14 protein-coding genes are annotated in these 17,310 nt (G+C 72.2%); 3 read left to right on the top strand and 11 right to left on the bottom strand.

What is annotated here, in order from left to right:
• Positions 1-97: 97 nt before the first annotated feature.
• From ACEPPI_RS22895 to ACEPPI_RS22855, 9 genes are all read right to left on the bottom strand, one after another.
• Positions 98-823 carry an SDR family oxidoreductase gene (locus ACEPPI_RS22895; protein WP_373917119.1) on the bottom strand — a complete coding sequence of 242 codons (726 nt, stop codon included), beginning with the start codon at positions 821-823 and terminating at the stop codon, positions 98-100.
• 78 nt (positions 824-901) lie between these two features.
• Positions 902-1,747, bottom strand: coding sequence for a cyclase family protein (locus tag ACEPPI_RS22890; protein ID WP_373917118.1), 846 nt, complete (start codon positions 1,745-1,747; stop codon positions 902-904).
• Positions 1,748-1,796: 49 nt separating this feature from the next.
• Positions 1,797-2,102 carry a putative quinol monooxygenase gene (locus ACEPPI_RS22885; protein ID WP_373917117.1) on the bottom strand — a complete coding sequence of 102 codons (306 nt, stop codon included), beginning with the start codon at positions 2,100-2,102 and terminating at the stop codon, positions 1,797-1,799.
• Positions 2,103-2,227: 125 nt separating this feature from the next.
• A complete protein-coding gene (locus ACEPPI_RS22880) occupies positions 2,228-3,427 on the bottom strand; it encodes an MFS transporter (protein WP_373917116.1) in 1,200 nt (399 codons plus the stop codon).
• A 137-nt stretch (positions 3,428-3,564) separates the two neighbouring features.
• The gene (locus ACEPPI_RS22875; protein ID WP_373917115.1) at positions 3,565-3,768 is read right to left on the bottom strand and encodes a hypothetical protein; all 204 of its coding nucleotides are present in this window, start codon (positions 3,766-3,768) and stop codon (positions 3,565-3,567) included.
• 3 nt (positions 3,769-3,771) lie between these two features.
• Positions 3,772-4,806, bottom strand: coding sequence for a 3-oxoacyl-ACP synthase III family protein (locus tag ACEPPI_RS22870; RefSeq protein WP_373917114.1), 1,035 nt, complete (start codon positions 4,804-4,806; stop codon positions 3,772-3,774).
• An 82-nt stretch (positions 4,807-4,888) separates the two neighbouring features.
• Complete coding sequence (locus tag ACEPPI_RS22865) at positions 4,889-5,575, bottom strand: HAD family hydrolase (RefSeq protein WP_373917113.1); 687 nt, start codon at positions 5,573-5,575, stop codon at positions 4,889-4,891.
• A gap of 28 nt (positions 5,576-5,603) precedes the next feature.
• Positions 5,604-6,677: a ScbA/BarX family gamma-butyrolactone biosynthesis protein gene (locus tag ACEPPI_RS22860; RefSeq protein WP_373917112.1), complete on the bottom strand. Its 1,074-nt coding sequence runs from the start codon at positions 6,675-6,677 to the stop codon at positions 5,604-5,606.
• A gap of 159 nt (positions 6,678-6,836) precedes the next feature.
• Complete coding sequence (locus ACEPPI_RS22855) at positions 6,837-7,910, bottom strand: aldo/keto reductase (protein ID WP_373917111.1); 1,074 nt, start codon at positions 7,908-7,910, stop codon at positions 6,837-6,839.
• A 255-nt stretch (positions 7,911-8,165) separates the two neighbouring features.
• Here ACEPPI_RS22855 and ACEPPI_RS22850 point away from each other — a divergent pair, with 255 nt between their 5' ends.
• Entirely contained in the window at positions 8,166-9,773 is a 1,608-nt protein-coding gene (locus ACEPPI_RS22850; RefSeq protein ID WP_373917110.1) for an FAD-dependent monooxygenase, read from the top strand.
• Positions 9,774-9,854: 81 nt separating this feature from the next.
• On the opposite strand, the gene ACEPPI_RS22845 is transcribed toward ACEPPI_RS22850, so the two are convergent.
• Both ACEPPI_RS22845 and ACEPPI_RS22840 read right to left on the bottom strand, forming a co-directional pair.
• Positions 9,855-10,682: an alcohol dehydrogenase gene (locus ACEPPI_RS22845; protein WP_373917109.1), complete on the bottom strand. Its 828-nt coding sequence runs from the start codon at positions 10,680-10,682 to the stop codon at positions 9,855-9,857.
• Between the two features lie 51 nt (positions 10,683-10,733).
• Positions 10,734-11,978 carry a hypothetical protein gene (locus ACEPPI_RS22840; RefSeq protein ID WP_373917108.1) on the bottom strand — a complete coding sequence of 415 codons (1,245 nt, stop codon included), beginning with the start codon at positions 11,976-11,978 and terminating at the stop codon, positions 10,734-10,736.
• Positions 11,979-12,390: 412 nt separating this feature from the next.
• On the opposite strand from ACEPPI_RS22840, the gene ACEPPI_RS22835 reads away from it, so the two are divergent.
• Positions 12,391-16,350: a type I polyketide synthase gene (locus ACEPPI_RS22835; RefSeq protein ID WP_373917107.1), complete on the top strand. Its 3,960-nt coding sequence runs from the start codon at positions 12,391-12,393 to the stop codon at positions 16,348-16,350.
• Positions 16,351-16,594: 244 nt separating this feature from the next.
• Positions 16,595-17,239: a TetR/AcrR family transcriptional regulator gene (locus ACEPPI_RS22830; RefSeq protein ID WP_373917106.1), complete on the top strand. Its 645-nt coding sequence runs from the start codon at positions 16,595-16,597 to the stop codon at positions 17,237-17,239.
• The last annotated feature ends 71 nt before the right edge of the window (positions 17,240-17,310 follow it).

Raw genomic sequence — 17,310 nt, 5'->3', positions numbered from 1 at the left:
CCCCCCCCCCCCCCCCCCCCCCCCCCCCCCCCCCCCCCCCCCCCCCCCCCCCCCCCCCCCCCCCCGCGGCCGCCCCCCCGCCGAGGTTCTTCGGGACCTACCAGGCGACGGGGCCGTCCTCGTCGAAGAAGCCGCCGGTGGGGCCGTTCTCGTCGAGGGTGGCCAGGTGGACGACGATGCGGGCGCCCTCCTCGACGGTGCGGGTGCCCTGATGTCCGTTGAGGTCGGTGGCCACGTACCCGGGTGTGGCGGAGTTGATCTTCAGGGGGGTGCCGGCGAACTCGCGTGCGTAGTGCAGGGTGAGTGAGTTGAGCGCCGCCTTGGAGGAGTTGTAGGCGAGCAGCTGCCGGTGTGGTGATGACAGGTCGGCGGCCTTGGCGAGGGAGCCGAGGCGGCTGGAGAGGTTGACCACACGGCCCGCGGGCGATGCGCGCAGCAGGGGCAGCAGGGCGTGCGTGGTGGTGATGACGCCGAAGACGTTCGTCGCGTAGATGTCGCGGGCGAGACCTGCCGTCGTGGCGCTGGGTTCGATGTCGTCCTCGACGATGCCGGCGTTGTTGACCAGGACGTCCAGGCGCCCGAAGTCCTCCTCGACGGCCGCGGCGGCCGCCCGGACGGTGGCTTCGTCGGTGACGTCGAGGTGCACGAAGCGGGCGTCGATGCCGTGGTGGCGCAGTTCGTCCGCGGTTTTCTCGCCGCGGGCCGCGTCACGGGCGCCGATCAGCACGGTCATGCCCATCCGGCCCAACTGGCGTGCGGTTTCCCGGCCCAGGCCCTTGTTGGCACCGGTGATCAGGGCGTACCGGCGGTCCGGCTTCGTCATGGGGGTCCTTCCTGCTTCCTGTCGCATGGCGGAGGGGGGGGCGCGCCGGTTCGCCCCCCCCCCCGCGAGGTGGTCCGGTCAGTAGATGCCCAACACCCCGCAGGGGCCGGCGAAGCCCTTGCGGTGTTTGATCAGTCCGACGAGGACGGTGGCCCCGAAGTCGGGCACGGTGTCGAGGTTGGCGATGTTCTCGACGCCGTAGCGCATGTCGCCGAGGATGATGCGGTGTGCGCCGGGGTCGTCGATCTGCAGGTTCTTCGAGGCGTCGAGGCTGGGGGTGTCGGTGCCGGCGGCGACGATCGAACGCTCGCGCACGAGGAACTCGGCGGCGTCGAAGCCCAGGCCGGGGAAGTGCGGAACGCCGTCGGCGTCCCGGTTGATGTAGGCCCCCGGTGTGTTGATCCGGTCGCACCAGCCCGAGTCCATGACGACCAGGGCGCCGTCGGGGATCCGGCCGTGGCGGCTCTCGTACGCCAGGATGTCGTCGGCGGTCAGGGTGGCGTCGTGGTCCTTGGCGACGCGTTCGCCGATGCGGATGACGCAGAGCGGGGCGATCAAGCGGTCGATGGGGATCTCGTCGGTGTAGATGGGCCCGTCCACGAGGTGTGCGGGGCCGTCCACGTGGGTTCCGGTGTGCTCGTCGATCTCCAGCTTGTTGGCGTTGAACCCTTCGTCCGCGATGTGGGCGAAGTGGTCGATGTTGGGCTTGAGGACGATCGGTTCCAGTACGGGGAAATCGTTGCCGAAGGTGTGCGTGAGGTCGCTGACCCGGCTGCCCCGGATCAGCGGGGCCGGCGCGCGCGCGGGGCGCGGGGCCTCCCGGGCCTCGGCGGTCGTGGCGGTTTCGGTGTCCGTGCCGGGATGACCGCCGCAGTGGTGGCCGTCCTGTCCGTGGACGAGCTTCATGACGTCGGGACTGCACATGGAGTCCTCCTCTGTGGTCTGCGGGCCGGTCGGGTCCGGCCGGGGGGGCTCAGGTGCTGGTCGGGTCGATGACGCGGGTGCCGCGGATGAGCCAGGTGGGGCCTTCGGCGATGTCGCCGATCCGCTCGAAGAAACGGGCGAAGTGGGGGCCGGCCATGTGCTTGTCGAACGAGGCCGCGTCGTCGTAGACCTCGTCGAGGTAGAAGCGGTTGGGGTCGTTCTCGTCGACGACGAGCTCGAAGCGCTGGGTGAACGGTTCGTCCACGGCCGACTCGCGGGCGTCCTCGTGGCTGGCCGCGATGAACTCCTCGTGGTGCTCGGGCAGGACGTCGAAGGCAACGGCGACGTGGTACACGGGATCTCCTGGTGGTGGGTACGGGGCACGCCTCGGCCGCCTCACCGCAGTGGCGGCGGGGCGAGGCGTCGCGGGGGATGTGGGTGTGTGTGGGGGGGTGGGGGTGTGTTCGCCGGGGGGGGCGGTCAGTCGACGAGTGCGGGATTCGGGGCGGGGGCGGGGGTGGCGGCCGGCTGCTGCGCCGTGCGGCGGGGGCGCACGAAGCGGTTGCGGCTGGAGCACAGGCCGAAGACCAGCTCGGGCAGGGTGAAGACGGCGAGGAGGACCAGCGAGACGGTCCAGCTGTCGGTGGCGCCGTGCAGGAGGCCGAGCAGCAGCGGGCCGGCGATGCCGCCGACCAGGTAGCCGATGGTCTGCACCATGCCGGACAGCTGCGCGGCGGTCTGCGGGTTCTCGGAGCGCAGACCGATGAAGGTCAGGGCCATCGCGTGGCCGGCGCCGAGCGTCAGGCCCAGGAGGGCGACCCACAGGACGGCGGCCCCCGGGAGGAACAGCAGGCCGAGGAGGCTCGCCGCGCCCGCGACGGCGATGACGGTCACGATGGGGGCGGTTCCGCTGCGCCCGACCAGCACCGGAGCGACCAGGGCGCCCGGCACGCTGATGAGCATGGCCAGGGACAGCATGGCGCCGGCCGAGGAGTTGCTGTAGCCGAAGTCGACCAGGACGGTCGGCAGCCAGCCCAGGGCCGTGAAGTAGGCCAGGGCGCGCAGGGCGAGGTAGCCGGTGACCTGCCAGGCCATGGCGTCGCCGAGCAGCGATCCCTTGTCGCCGGTGGGGGCGGCGGTGGCCGCGGGCCGGGAGGACCGCTTGGACAGGGGCAGCCAGACCAGCAGGCCTACGGCGGCGGGAAGGGCCCACAGGGCCAGGGAGTTGCTCCAGCCCCCGACGCTGTCCCGCAGGGGTACCGCGATGCCCGCGGACAGTGCGGCTCCGGCGCTGAGCGCGGCGGTGGCGATGCCGGTGTAGAGCCGGACCCGGTCGGGGAAGGCGCTCTTGATGACCGCGGGCATGAGGACGTTGCCGATGGCGAGGCCCGCTCCCGCGAGCGCGGTGCCCAGGAACATGGCCCAGGCGGCGGTTTCGAGCCGGATCAGGATGCCTGCGATCAGGAGTACGAAGCCCAGCACCAGCGCGACGGGGGTGCCCAGCCGGCGGGAGAGGGCGGGCGAGACGGCGGCGAAGACGCCCAGGCACACCACGGGCAGGGTGGTGAGCAGGCTGACCGCCGAATCGGACAGGTTCAAGGACCCCTGGATGTCGTTGAGTACGGGGGATACGGCGCCGAGCGCCGGTCGTAAGTTCAGTGCCAGTAAGAACAGGCCCACGGTGATCGCCATGGTGCTGGGGCGGCCGTTTGAACTGTGGTCGGACACAGTTCTCCTCCTGCTTGAGAGTTGCGTGATTGCGCATGGTCGGATGACTTCAACAGAGCATAAGACATCTTATGCCTGTTCGCCATAGGCTATCCACTCGACAGCTGATACTCCGGTGAGTGGGGCCCGTGCCGCCCGTGCGGCTGGGCCTCGCCCAGCAGCCGTTCGGCGAGGGACCGTTCGACGGCCCGGCGCAGACGCTCCCGCCTGCGCCGGGCGACGTACCGTTCGATCAGCCTGATGAGCTCGGGGTCGTGTGCGACGGACGCCGTCGCGGTGGGGTGCTCGGCCACGGCTCAGACCACCGCCGTGAGTTCCTGGCTCCGGGGCCGCGCGAAGGCGGTGGGCGCCCACCGGGTCAGCACCACCCCCACCGTCATCCCGCCGCCGAAGCCGGCCATCAGTACGGTCTCCCCGTCGGCGAACTCCCCGCGCCGGTGTGCCGCGTCGAGCGTGATGGGCACCGAAGCGGAGCCGGTGTTGCCGTACTCCTCCATGGCGAGGTGCATGGTCGCCCGGGGCAGCCCCAGCTCGGGCCATACCTCGCCGAGCATGACGCCGTTGGCCTGGTGCGGTACGAAGTGCCGGACCTGCTCGCGCTCCACCCCGGCCCGGTCGAGCAGTTCGTGCAGGGCCGACGGCAGGTTGTCCTGCACGAACGAGCGCACCCCGCGGCCGTCCATGCGGAAGAAGTGGGCCCCCTCGCTCAGCGTGCGGTCGTTCGCCGGCATGCGGCTGCCACCGGCCGGAACGCTGATCAGCCGGTACTGGTCGCCACGGCTGAGCAGACTGGTCTCCGTGATGCCGCGGCCCTCGGGCACCGCGCCGAGCAGCACCGCGCCCGCGCCGTCGCCGAAGAGGATGGCGGTCTTGCTGTCGGAGTAGTCCAGGATGCGCGAGTAGATGTCCGCGCCGATGACCAGGGCGTAGCGGCCCTCCTCCGCGGCGCGCAGGAGCCGCTCGGCGACGGTCGTGGCGTAGACGAAGCCGCTGCACACGGCGTTGATGTCGAAGGCGGCGGCGTTCACCGCGCCGATGAGGTGCTGCACGATGCTCGCGGTCGCGGGCTGTGGATGGTCGGGCGTGGAGGTCGCGAGCACGATGTACGCGACGTCCTGCGGCTCCACGCCCGCCTGCTCCAGCGCCGCGAGGGCGGCGCGGGCCGCGAGGTCCGAGGTGGCGTCGCGGTCGTCGGCCCGGCGCCTCTCACGGATGCCGGTCTTGCGGACGATCCATTCGTCGCTCACCCCCGCTCCGCGCGCGATCTCCTCGTTGCCGACCACGGTGTCGGGCAGGTACGAGCCGGTGGACACGATTCCGATGCGGGTCATTGGGTCACTCCCCCTGTTCCGGACGGACCGCCGGGTGCGGCCCGCTGGTGGCGCCGGGCCCTGGCGAGGGGCCCGGCCGTTGTCATCGCCGCGCCGGTCCGGGCAGCAGACGTCCCCATCCCGGCGCGGAAGCGTGCACCGCGAGCTCCGGGTCGTAGCCGACGACCACAGGATGGCCGACCGCCCTGAGCATCGGCAGGTCGCTGCCGTGGTCGCCGTACGCCCAGCTGCCGGCGAGGTCCAGCCCGGCGAGCGGTGCGGTCAGGCGGACGGCGCGCCCCTTGGTCTCGCCGATCATCGGGGCCAGCACATCTCCGGTGAGCTCGCCCCGGCGGATCACGGGACGGGTGGCCAGGACGGCCGAGGCGCCCACGTCCGCCGCGATGGGGTCGAGCGGGCCGAAGAAGGATCCTGATACCAGGACCACGTCCCGTCCGGCCTTGCGGTGGGCGGCCAGGGCCTCTTCGACCTCGGGCACGTAGAGGCCCTCGGCCAGCTCCCGCCACTCGGTGGCGAACCAGCGGCGCCCCTCGTCCGCCAGCCGTCTCGCGCTCTCGCCGCGCAGCAGGCGGTAGTAGCGGCGGTTGACGTCCGCGCGTGCGGCGCCGCGCAGCGCGGCCTGCCGCAGTTCGCCCGTCAGCCGCTCGAAGGTGGCCGGCGGCTCCCCCCGCCCGCGCAGGTAGAACTCCAGGAAGCGGAACATGCTCTTGACGCGGATCAGCGTCTCGTCCACGTCGGAGAACGCCGCGGTCCGTGTGGTGCTGGTCATCTCGGCCCCTTCGTCGGCGCAGCGCGGGTCATGCCGTCATGCGGGTGAGCGTGAAGGCGAAGGTGCACAGCACCTCTCCCTTCTGCGTCGCCTCGACGCCGACCCGCAGGTCCTCGGGTCGCTGCTCCTCCTCGTCGACGGCGGCCAGGACGCCGCCGAGGGTGTAGTCGACGGGGGCCTCGGCCGGGTGGTGGCCACGGCCGGAGCTGCCCACGACGGCGCTCAGCACGGTGTCGTCCTCCAGCTCCCCGAAACGGGTGAACCGCACGTCGAGCGCGGTGAGCAGGGTCTTGGAGGCGGAGAGCCCGCGGACTTCGAGCGCGGCGAACAGGGCGAGCTGCCGGGCGCCCTCGGCGATCACCATGCCGGGCAGGTGGTCCTGCGGGTGGTCGAAGAGGCTGGCGTGCCGGGCCGGGATGCGCAGCAGCGCCTGCGCGCTCTCACCGACGACGACGCCGTCCAGCAGGACGACGTTGTCGGGGTTGGCGCGGCCCACCAGGTGCGGGGCCATGGGCGCGCCGGGGGTGACGGCCGGGTACGAGGCGGAGGACGGCAGGGCCATTCCGTCACGGTTGTTCAGCCGCAGGGTGAGGTAGCCGTTGGGGTCCTTGAACCGCAGTCCGACGGACGCGGTGCCGAAGACGGCGCCGCCGCCGGACAGGGTGATCTCGTAGTCGAGGCCGGTGACCCGGCCCTCGCGTTCCATGCGCTTGACGATGCGTACGTGCATGGCGAGGCGGAACGGCGCGGTGCCGACGAACACCAGCTCGGGGCGTTCGATACGCAGGCCCAGGTGGGTGAGGATGAACTTGTTGTCGGCCGGTACGCCGAAGAAGCGGTGGGCGCCCGCGAGGGTGGCCTGGCGGCACGCTTCGAGTATCAGCAGGGGATCGTGGTGGGCGGGGCGGAGCAGGTGGTCGCCGTAGTAGGCGTGCGAGCGGGGCAGCTGCGCCGCCGCCGCGTATCTGGTGTCACCCAGTGGCTGCAGGTCCGTCAGGAACACCTCTCCCAGGGCGTCCCGGTGGACGAGGAGGCGGTCGACGGTACGGGCGTAGTCGAGTTCCGGGAGCGCCTCGGTGGCGACCTCGGTGGCAATGGTCATGGTGGTGGCCTGGCTTTCTGTTCGCGGTGAGGGTTCCTGCTCACTGTCGGTGCACGGACCGACGCGGGCGCGGGGCACAGCGGGTGGAGGGACGACACGACGGGTCGTCCCTCCACGGCTGCGCAGTTGTCGCCCGCGCAGCGCGCCAGGTGGTGGTGATCAGGCCGGGTAGACGTCGCCCGGCTGCTTGCGGTCGGCGCCGACGGTGCCGATGTGCCAGTACGGGTAGGGGGCGACGGTCTCGCTGACCTTGTCGAGGCGGGCGAGTTCGTCCTCGCTGAGCGTCCACTCCATCGCCCGGAGGTTGTCGGCGAGCTGGTGCGGCTTGGTCGCGCCGATGACGGCCGAGGTGATGCCGGGCTTGGCGAGCACCCAGTTGATGGCGACCTGCGCGACGGTGGCGCCGCGCTCCTCGGCGACCTGCGCCATGGTGTCGACGATGTCGTAGGCCTGGTCCTCGTCGGTCAGCGGAGCCGATTCGGCGGGGGTGCGCTGGGACAGACGGCTGCCCTCGGGACGGCCCTCGCCGCGGCGGTACTTGCCCGTCAGGAACCCGCCGGCCAGCGGGGACCAGGCGGTGATGCCGACGTTCTGGTCGACGGCGAGCGGCACGATCTCCCGTTCGAGGTCGCGGGCGGCGATGTTGTAGTAGCCCTGGTAGCAGACGAAGCGGCTGAGGTTGCGGCGGTCGGAGACCGAAAGGGCCTTCATGAGCTGCCAGCCGGCGAAGTTGGAGACGCCGATGTAGCGGATCTTGCCCGAGCGGATCAGGTCGTCGAGGACGCGCAGCGTCTCGTCGAGCGAGGTGCGCGGGTCGAAGCCGTGGATGTGGTAGAGGTCGATGTAGTCGGTGTTCAGGCGCCGGAGGCTGTTCTCGACGGCCGCGTAGAGGTGGTGGCGCGTGGCGCCGATGTCGTTCGGGTCGTCCGTGATGCGCCAGCGGCCCTTGGTCCCGATGATGACGCGGTCGCGGACCTTGCCGAGGGTGCGGCCGAAGAACTCCTCGCCCATGCCGTTCTTGTAGACGTCGGCGGTGTCGAAGAAGTTGATGCCGGCGTCGAGGGCCTGGCTCATCATCTGCTCGACGTTCCCGTCCTGGACTGTGCCGAACTCCGACCAGTTGCGGTCGGCGGCGCCCAGGAAGGAGGCCCCGCCGCCGAACGTCATGGCGCCGAAGCACAGCTCCGACACGGACAGTCCGGTGTCGCCCAGGTAGCGGTATCGCATCTTCATCCTGCTTTCGGTCGATGGGTGTTCGGGTGCGGGGGGGGGGTGACCGGGAGGGGGGTGCCCGGGAGGGGGGAGGGAGCGCCTGGGTAACGGGGGATCGCCAGGCGCTCCCGATCGGTGGGGACGCCGTGTCGAGCGGCGTCGGCGAGGTGTCCGCTTCAATGGCCCGTTCCTCTCGCCAGGCCTCGAAGCGGCATGTAAGGTTTCGAAGAAACATAAGAGATTTGATGGTTGTCGTCAATGAGAGGCGGAACAGATATGCCGAGCACCTCAGAACCGGCGCGGACGGCCGTGGCGCCCGAGCCCTGCGACGTGCTCGTCGTGGGGGCGGGGCCGACCGGGATGACGGCGGCGTGCGAACTGCTGCGCAGGGGCGTACGCGTGCGCATCATCGACCGCGCGACGGAGCCCTCGCCCTTCCCCAAGGCCCTGCTGGTGTGGCCGCGCAGCATCGACCTCTTCGAGGACCTCGGCGTCCTCGGCGAGCTGCGCGAGGCGGGCATCCAGATCAACACCTTCAGCTACTTCTCCGAGCGCCGGCGCCTGGCCGGGTTCGACTTCCCGCAGCACCTCAGCCCCGTGTGCCTGCCGCAGAACGAGACCGAGCGGATCCTGCGCGACCGGCTGGCGAGCCTGGGCGGCAAGGTGGAACGGGGGGTGCGGCTGCTCACGCTGGAGGGCGTCGACTTCTCCGGCCGCATCGACGCGACCGCCGACGTCACGGCCGTGCTCGAACACGGCGACGGCCGCATCGAGCGCACCCGCGTCCCGTTCGTCGTGGGCACCGACGGCGCGGGCAGCGCGGTGCGGGGCCAACTCGGCGGCGGGTTCACCGGCAGTACGTACGAGAGCGCCTTCGCCCTCGTCGACGCCCGCATCGAGGGGTTCCTGCCGCCGGACCAGGCCCTGTACTACCAGTCGTCGGCCGGCGCGCTGGTCATCGTGGCCCTGCCGGGCGGTGTCTTCCGGTTCTTCTCCAGCCTGCCCGCGGGCGAGAAGGTCAGCGTCGAGCGCATGCAGAAGATCGTGGACGAACGCGGGCCGCGCGGCGTGCGGCTGACCGAGCCGGTATGGGTCAGCGAATTCCGCATCCACGCCCGCCACGCCACCGAGTTCCAGCTGGGACGGGTCTTCATCGCGGGGGACGCGGCGCACGTCCACAGCCCCGCCGGCGGGCAGGGGCTCAACACGGGGATCCAGGACGCCCACAACCTGGCGTGGAAGATCGCGGCGGTGCTCCACGGTCAGGCTCCCTCCGACGTGCTGCTCACCTACGGGCCCGAACGAGCCGCCGTGGCACGTCGGGTGGTGCGGGACACCGACATCCAGACCCGCGGGTGGATGGTGCAGAAGCCCGCCGCGGTCGCCGCCCGGGACGTCGCCTTCCGCATGGCCGAGCGGAGCGGGCTGTTCGGGCTCTACGCGCCGGTCATGGCGGGCCGCCGGCTGGCCTATCCCGCCACGCGCGAGACCCAGGTGCCCTCCGGGCGTCCGCCGTGCCGGTTCCGCTCGAAGCTGCCCGGCGGCCTGGTCGTCGGCGCGGTCTTCCCGCGCGAGCTGGCCCTGCCGCACCGGATCGCCGGCCCCGGCGAACAGCCCGCCGGCTGGAGCCTGGTGGTGACCTGCGCGGGCGACGGGGCGGCCTGGCGCGCGCAGACCCGCGCGCTCGCCGCGCCGTGGCCGCAGGTGCGGGCCGTCGACGTGTCGGCGGGATCCGCCCGCCCCTCGACGGGCTGCGGCCGGCAGGGCTACTACCTCGTGCGGCCCGACGGGCACATAGCCGCCCACGGTCACGCCGGCGACTCGGACCGGCTGTACGCCGAACTGACCCGGTGGCTCGGCCCGGTGGCCCGCGCCACCCGCTGACGCCGGGACGCGAAAGCGTCATGGGGGGTGCGGCCCGACGGCCGCACCCCCCATGACGTGTCATCAGGCCGTCACATGTGATCAGGCCGTGGCCGTCTGCGCGACGGCGACCGGGCCGAGCGAGAGCTCGCCGGTGGTCAGCAGGTCCAGCAGCTGCGCGAGGCCGCGGTCCTCCGGGGTGGCCGTACGGAAGACGAAATGACGCAGGCCGGCCTGCTCGGGGCCGCCGAAGAACCGGAAGAAGCCGATGTCAACATGGCGCGCGGCGAAGCTCTCGTAGAGGTAGACCGTGCCTCCGTCGGCCGTCAAACCGCGCCCGGCGGCCGTCCGGCCCGCCTCGGCCGCCTCGTAGACGATGTCGAAGGAGCCGGTGACCCCGGCCGGGTCCGCCGTCGCCCGCGCCGCGCCCAGCTCCGCGGCCTCGGCTGCCTGGCCGGCGTCGGCCACCAGCGCCGTGACGTCGGCGCCCAGCGCGGCGAGCAGTTCCACCAGCAGCCGCCCGATGCCGGCCCCGGCGCCGGTCACCAGGACGGACCGGCCGCTGACGGATCCCGCGCTGCGCACCAGGCGCAGCGCCGTCAGGACCGCCACGCGCAGTGCCGCCGCCTGCTCGAAGCTCACGTGGTCGGGCAGGACGGTGGCGTATTCGGTGGGCAGCGCCATGCAGGACGACCACTCGGTGCTCGTGGCCACGGCCACGACCCGGTCCCCCGGCTTGGGGCTGAAGCCCTCGGGGGCCGCGCGCAGTACGACGCCGGCGACGTCCCAGCCGCGCAGCCAGCCCTCGGGCAGCGGCTCGGCCTTGATCATCTCGTCGATTTCGGGAGCCACCGCGCGCACCGCGACGAGGATTTCGTCGTCCGCCTGGGCCGTGACCGTGTCCTGCATGGAGGTGAGCTGATCGGGCATGACAATTCCTCTCATCGGTGTGACGTTTCCTTGTTGGCGCCGTGCGGCACGTCAGCGCTCCTCTGTGGTCAGGACGGATGTGCCGGTGAGCCCGTGCACGGCGACCACTTCGAACTCGTCCGGCTGGTCGAGGACGCACGCCGCGAGGGCGAGATGGTTCTCGACCACCCGGAACCTGATCCAGGCGTTGCTGTGGTGGTCCTCGGGGACGCCGGGGGCGAGACGCACGCGCAGTTGGATCCGCTCTTCGGGGGTGACGGCGACCTGGGCCGCCGTGACCTCGTCGAGGGCGGTGGCCACGTCGACGAGTTCACGGGCGGACAGGGTGTGTCCGTGGAAGCGGAAGAGCGGCGGGCGGGTACCGAGGACCCGCAGGGCCGGTCCCGGCCTGCCGCACGCGCAGTGCGCGAACTCGCCGCGCTCCTGGGTGTCGTAGCGGATGAGCGCCGGGGTCCGCGAGGGCGTGAGGGTCGTGACGAGCAACCGCCCGTCCACCGCTTCGACGTGCTGGTGGGGCAGCGGGTGGTAGATGCCGGCCAGGCAGAGCGGGCCGCGCTGCCCGATCACCCAGGCCGTGGGGGTGCCGTACAGCCGCCACACCGCGGTGTAGGGGAAGTGGGCGGCGAGCAGGCCGTCGTCGGTGGTGTCGTGGGCGGCGCCGCCCAGCATCAGGGTGCGCAGCCACGGGAGCGGCCGTCCGGCCACGCTGGCCCGCAGCAGCCGGGAAACGGCCTGCGGGGGCGCTGCGATGGCGGTGACGTGGTGGCGGGCGAGGAAGCGGAGCCAGTCGTCTTCGGCGCCCTGGGGCAAGGGACCCAGCGGCAGGACGGTGGCGCCGGACTCGGTGGCGAAGCGGTTGAAGAAGTAGTGGTCGGGCTGCATCCTCCCCGCGGGGTGCAGGTTCGCGACGACGTCGGCGGTGTGGAGCGGGTTCCAGGCGCTACGGATCTCGGAGGCGAACATCTGCTCCGGCAGCAGGGTCAGGTCCGGGGTGTCGAGCGTGCCGCCGTGTGCCCACAGCAGCCCCTCACCCGTGTTGAGCGCGAGGGCCTCGGCGGTCGCCGTGGCCAGTTCGCCCGGAGTGAGTACGGGGAGGTCGGCGAGGGCGAAGGTGCGCCGCCCGAGCTCCCGTTCGTACTTGGCGGCGAGTGACGGGAGGCGGGCCGCCTGGTGCAGCAGCCCCTCCAGTACGGGGGCCGGCGCGCCGGTCCCCGGTCCCCGTGGACCAGCGGTGCCCTCGCCGAGGCGCTCCGGCGCACTCGGCAAAGGCGCTGGTCGGTGTACGTACGAAACCATCCGAGGTCCCCCTCCTCGTTCCTGTGGTCGGCCGGTGCAGGGCTGGTGGCCGGTACAGCACCCGCCAGTTTATTGCCCTGCGATCCATGTTACGACCGGCGTGCTTTCTTGGTCTGGAGTACGAGTTTTTACCATAGACCAGTTTCTGCGCGCTGCCCATGGTCGTTCTTCCCCCTTTCAACGACGGGATTGTGACGATCAATCACCTCGAATCCGCATCACGCCTGGTGGGCGACGCGCCGGCGGCCCGGGCGGCATCGGGTGACATCGGGCGGAGCCTTTCAAGCCAAAGGTGAACTTTCAGCCCATCATTGTCCTGGGGTCCAGACTTGAACTACGATCTCGCGCGGCGCTGCCGGGGGGCAGCGCCCTGACGCGGTCCCACCGCGTCACCGCAGACAGGGGGGTTCTCATGAGTGCACGCACCGGGGAGACAGTGATCGCGGTGGTAGGAATGGGGTGCAGATTTCCGCAGGCCCGCGGCATAGAGGAGTTCTGGGACAACCTGATCGCGAACAGGGACTGCATCACGCCCGTACCGCCCGAACGCTTCGACATCACGCCCTACGTCGCCGAGCGGTCCGGCACGCCGGGCCGCACCGTCAGCCGTTTCGGCGGCTTCCTGGACGACCCCTTCCTCTTCGACGCCGGCTTCTTCGGGATCTCGCCGGCGGAGGCCGCCAGTGTCGACCCGCAGCACCGGCTGCTGCTTCCGGTGGTCCGCGAAGCGCTCGAAGACGCCGGCATACGCCCGTCCACGCTCGCCGGCTCCGCCACCGGCGTGTACATCGGACAGGCCACCGCGGACTACGGCCGCCACAGCACCGTCGACGGCAACAGCCTGCGCGAGGCGGCCGGCAGCTACTTCCGTGCCATGGCCTCGGGACGCCTGTCCTACGACCTGGACCTGCGCGGGCCCAGCATGATGGTCGACACGGCCTGCTCGTCTTCCCTGGTGGCCGTCCACATGGCCCGCCAGAGCCTGCTGAGCGGCGAGACGGACCTGGCCATCGCGGGCGGTGTCAACATCATCCTCTCGCCCCTGGACGCGATCGCCTTCTCCCAGGCGGCCATGCTGTCGCCCGACGGCCGCTGCAAGTTCGGGGACACCGGCGCGGACGGCTTCGTCCGCAGCGAGGGCATCGGCGTCGTCGTCCTCAGCCGTCTCGAAGACGCCGAGCGGGCCGGCCACCCCGTACTCGCCCTGCTGCCGGGCAGTGCCGTGACCAACGACGGGCGCAGCAGCGGATCGCTGATCAAACCGGCGGTCGCGGGCCAGGACGACATGGTCCGCAGGGCGTGGCGGGACGCGGGCGTCGAGCCCTCCGACCTCGACTACGTGGAGGCCCACGGCACGGGCACGCCCGTGGGCGACGCCGTCGAGCTGCAGGTCCTGGCCGCGGCCGCGCGCGAACGGGGGCCGCGGTGGGGGCCGCTGAGGTGCGGATCCGTGAAGTCGAACATCGGGCACGCCGAAGCGGCGGCCGGCGTCGCCGGTCTCATCAAGGCCGTCCTCGTCGCCCGGCACGGCATCATCCCCGCCTCCCTGCACCTGACGGATCCCCAGCCCCTGCTCACGGACGGGGCGAACCGGCTGCACCTGGTGACCGGGAACGAGCGCCTGGAGACCGACGGCCGCGCCGCCGTCGTGGGCGTCAGCTCCTTCGGCCTGTCCGGAACCAACGCGCACGTCGTGGTCACCGAGCCCGAACGCCCGCCCCTTCAGCCCGAACACGGCCCCACGGAACTGCCCGAGGGCAGGCCCGCCCATCTGCTCGTGCTCAGCGCCCGCTCCGAGCAGGCCCTGCGCCGGCTCGCCGGGGCCTGGGCCGATCACCTCTCCCCCGGCGGGGCCGGCAGCGCGCTGCCGCTGTGGGACCTGTGCGCCACGGCCGCGCTGCACCGTGACGCCCATCCCCTCCGGCTGTGGGCGACCGGCGCCGATCACGCCGAACTGGCCGCCGCACTGGCCGACGTGGCCGCCGGCCGGGTCACGGAGCGAGCCGGTACCGGTGACGCCGGCTTCGGCACGGACAAGCGCACCGTCTTCGTCTTCCCCGGGCAGGGTTCGCAGTGGCCGGGAATGGGCCGGTCACTCATGGCCACCACCCCCGCCTTCGCGCGCGCGTTCCGGGACTGCGACGAGGCCGCGCACCGCGAGACGGGCCGCTCGGTGCGCGAGGTACTCGCCTCGGCGACCCGGGAGTTCCCCGATGACGTCGCGGCGGTCCAGCCCGCCCTGTGGGCCATGGAGGTGGCCCTGGCCGCCGCCTGGCGCGACATGGGGGTCGAGCCCGACGTGTGCGTAGGGCACAGCATGGGCGAGAGCGCGGCCGCCGTCGTCACCGGCGCGCTCGGCGTCGCCGACGCCGCGGCCGTCATCTGCCGGCGCAGCGCCCTGATGCAGAGCACCGCGGGGCAGGGCGCGATGCTGTCGGTCGACCTGTCACCCGAGCAGGCCGCGGACGTCGCCGCCCAAGAGGGCGGTGTCTGCGTGGCCGCCGAGAACTCCCCCACCTCGACCGTGCTCGCCGGGGACGCCGCCGCCCTGGAGCGCATCGGGCGCCGACTGGAGCGGGAGGGTGTCTTCCACCGTTCGGTGCGGGTGAACGTGGCCTCCCACTCCCCCGTCATGGACCGGCTGCGCGAGGACCTGCTCGCGCTGCTGGCCGGCATAGCACCCCGCGAGGGCCGGATCCCGCTGCACTCCACCGTCCGCGAATCGATGCTGACGGGGGCGGAACTCGACGCCGCGTACTGGATGGACAACCTGAGGTGCCCGGTCCGCTTCCTCGGCAGCATCCGCCGGCTGGTCAAGGAGGCCGACAGCGTCTTCGTCGAGATGAGCCCGCACCCCCTGCTGCTGACGGCGATCGAGGACACCGCCCTGGAGGCCGGTGGAGCGTCGGCCGTCGTCGCCTCCACGACACGGCGTACCGCCGACGAGGCGCTGACGCTCGCCCGGTCGCTCGGCGCCTTCTTCGCCGCCGGAGGCCGGGTCGACTGGGAGCGCTGGTTCAGGGGAACAGCCCGTCGGGTGAAGCTGCCCGCCTATCCCTGGGACGCGGAGTCACTGCGCCGGACGCCGTCCGCCGACCCCGCCCGGCCCGCGGTCCGCGTCACCCGGATCAGCGCGGACCTGGACGGCGCAGTGGTCCGCTTGCGCGGGCTGGCCCCCGTACCCCCGACGTTCCAACTGGCCGTGCTGCACGAGGCGGTCGCCGACAGCGCCCCCGCCGGCTCCGTCTTACTGGAAGACGTGAAGGTCGGGGACGTGGTCGACGTCCCTGAAGGCGGGGTCCTCACGCTGGATGTGGCGACGGAGTCCGGGGCCGGTCCGCTGCGCGCGGAGGTCCGGACGGCGGGCGACACGTCCCGGACCGGGCTGAGCGCGCGGGTACGCCTCGACGGCGCACCGGCCGCGGGGCAGGGCGCGGGACCGTGGGCGCAGGGGCACCTCGCCGACGCTCTCGGTCGCTGCACCACGCACGTGACACCGGACCGGTTCTTCGCCGCCGTCGCCCGCCGCGGATACGTCCCTGGCCCGGGTCTGCGCACCGTGCGGCACCTGTGGCGCAGGGACGGGGAGGCGGTCGCTCAGCTGGGGCGGCCCTCGACCTCGCCGCACGCGGCCTGGGAAGGCTGCCTGATGGTGCTGCTGGCCGCCGTCCCCGTGTCGCTGCCGGCCGGCAGCACCTACGCCGTGACCTCGTTCGAGCAGGTGCGGTTCCACCGCCCGCTCAGTGACGAGGTCTGGGCGCACGCGCGGTTCGCGCCGGGTCAGGCGGGCCGGGAGGCTCGTGCCGAGGTCGTGGTGAGGGACTTGGAGGGAACGGTTCTCGCCGAATTCCGCGGGATCCGGCTGCACCGTCTCGGAGGCGCGTCCGGCCGCGGCGGGCCATCGCCGGAGCGGGTGCACCGGTCGGCGCGGTGGTTCGGCGACAGCGTGCGCATGCCGATGGGGGCGCTCACACGCGTGGTGGACCGCCTCTCCGCGGCGGGCCGGCAGGCCGATCCCATGCGGCACGCCGATCCGGTGCGGCTGCCGGCGCCGGCGGTCGCCGCCGTCGGGACGTTCCAGGAGCGGACCGGTACTCCGGCGCCGCCGCGGGCCGCGGTTGCGAGCGGCGGGGCGGCGGACGCCGGGGAGGTGTTCCTGAACGCGGCAGCCCAGGTTCTGGGCATGCCCCGGGACCGCCTCGACCTGCGCCGCACCCTGGAGGCGTACGGCATCGACTCCGTGACCGCGGCGCAACTGCGAGGGCGCGTACGACGTGAAACGGGCCGGGACATCGCGCTGCTCCGGCTGCTCGGCGGGGAGACTCTCCGGAGTCTGGCGACCGAGGTGTCCGCGGCGCGGTCCGTGGGCTGACCGGCCCCGGAAAACAGGCCGGTGGGAGCGGTGCCGGCCGGACGCCAGCGCTCCCGTTCACCGATTCCGGACAGGACACAAAAATGTACTATTGTTCATTCATGGATCTTGGTACAAGTGGATGGGACGGCCCGTGCGGGCACCCCGTCACGCCCTAGGTCGAATGAACCCGCTCCCCGTTCACAACACGGGCGGCGGCAGCCGGGACGAGCCACCCCGCACACCGCGCGCGACAGGAGTACGCATGGGAGACACACCGGCCACCACCGCGACGGAACCGCAGGGCCGTCGCGAACGCAACAAACTGCGTGTCAAGAACCGGATCTACGAGGCCGCGCTGGTCCTCTTCACGCAGCAGGGGTACGACCAGACCACGGTCGACGAGATCACCGAGCGGGCCGATGTGGCGCGCGGCACCTTCTTCAACCACTTCCAGCGCAAGGAAGACCTCATCGCCGAATGGGGGCAGGAGCGGAGGGAGTTGCTGCGTGAGGGCCTGGAGGCGGAAGGGCTCACCAGCTCCGAGGACAAGGCCACCCGGCAGGTCCTGTCCCGGTGCATGAGCATCCTCGCGGACATCAGCCTGCGGAACCCGGCCCAGACCAAGGCGATGCTGACCGCCTGGGTGCGTGCCGGGTTCCCGCTCCACGAGCACCCGTACGCGGCCCACATGTTCAGCGAGTTCATCAGGGCGGGGCGCGAGCGGGGCGACGTACCGCGGGACGTCGACGTCGAGCTGGCGGGCCACATGCTGCGCGACATCTACCTCGGCACGCTCTACCAGTGGACGCGGGGCCCGGAGGACGCGGCGGACCTGGAGGCCTCCTTGCAGGCCGCCTGTACCGCCGTCCTCGACGGGCTGGTGCCGCGCTGCGCCAGCGTGCGGTGACCGCCCCGCCCGGCGCCCGCGACGGGGCGTCGGGCGGGGTGATCACCCGGCGCGCGGGAGTGCCACGGGGC

It is taken from the genome of Streptomyces sp. AB3(2024), assembly GCF_041862025.1.
In the GTDB taxonomy this organism is placed as follows: Bacteria; Actinomycetota; Actinomycetes; order Streptomycetales; family Streptomycetaceae; genus Streptomyces.
The sequence above is the reverse complement of the archived record's forward strand: the minus strand, read 5'-3'. Positions and strand labels throughout refer to the sequence as shown.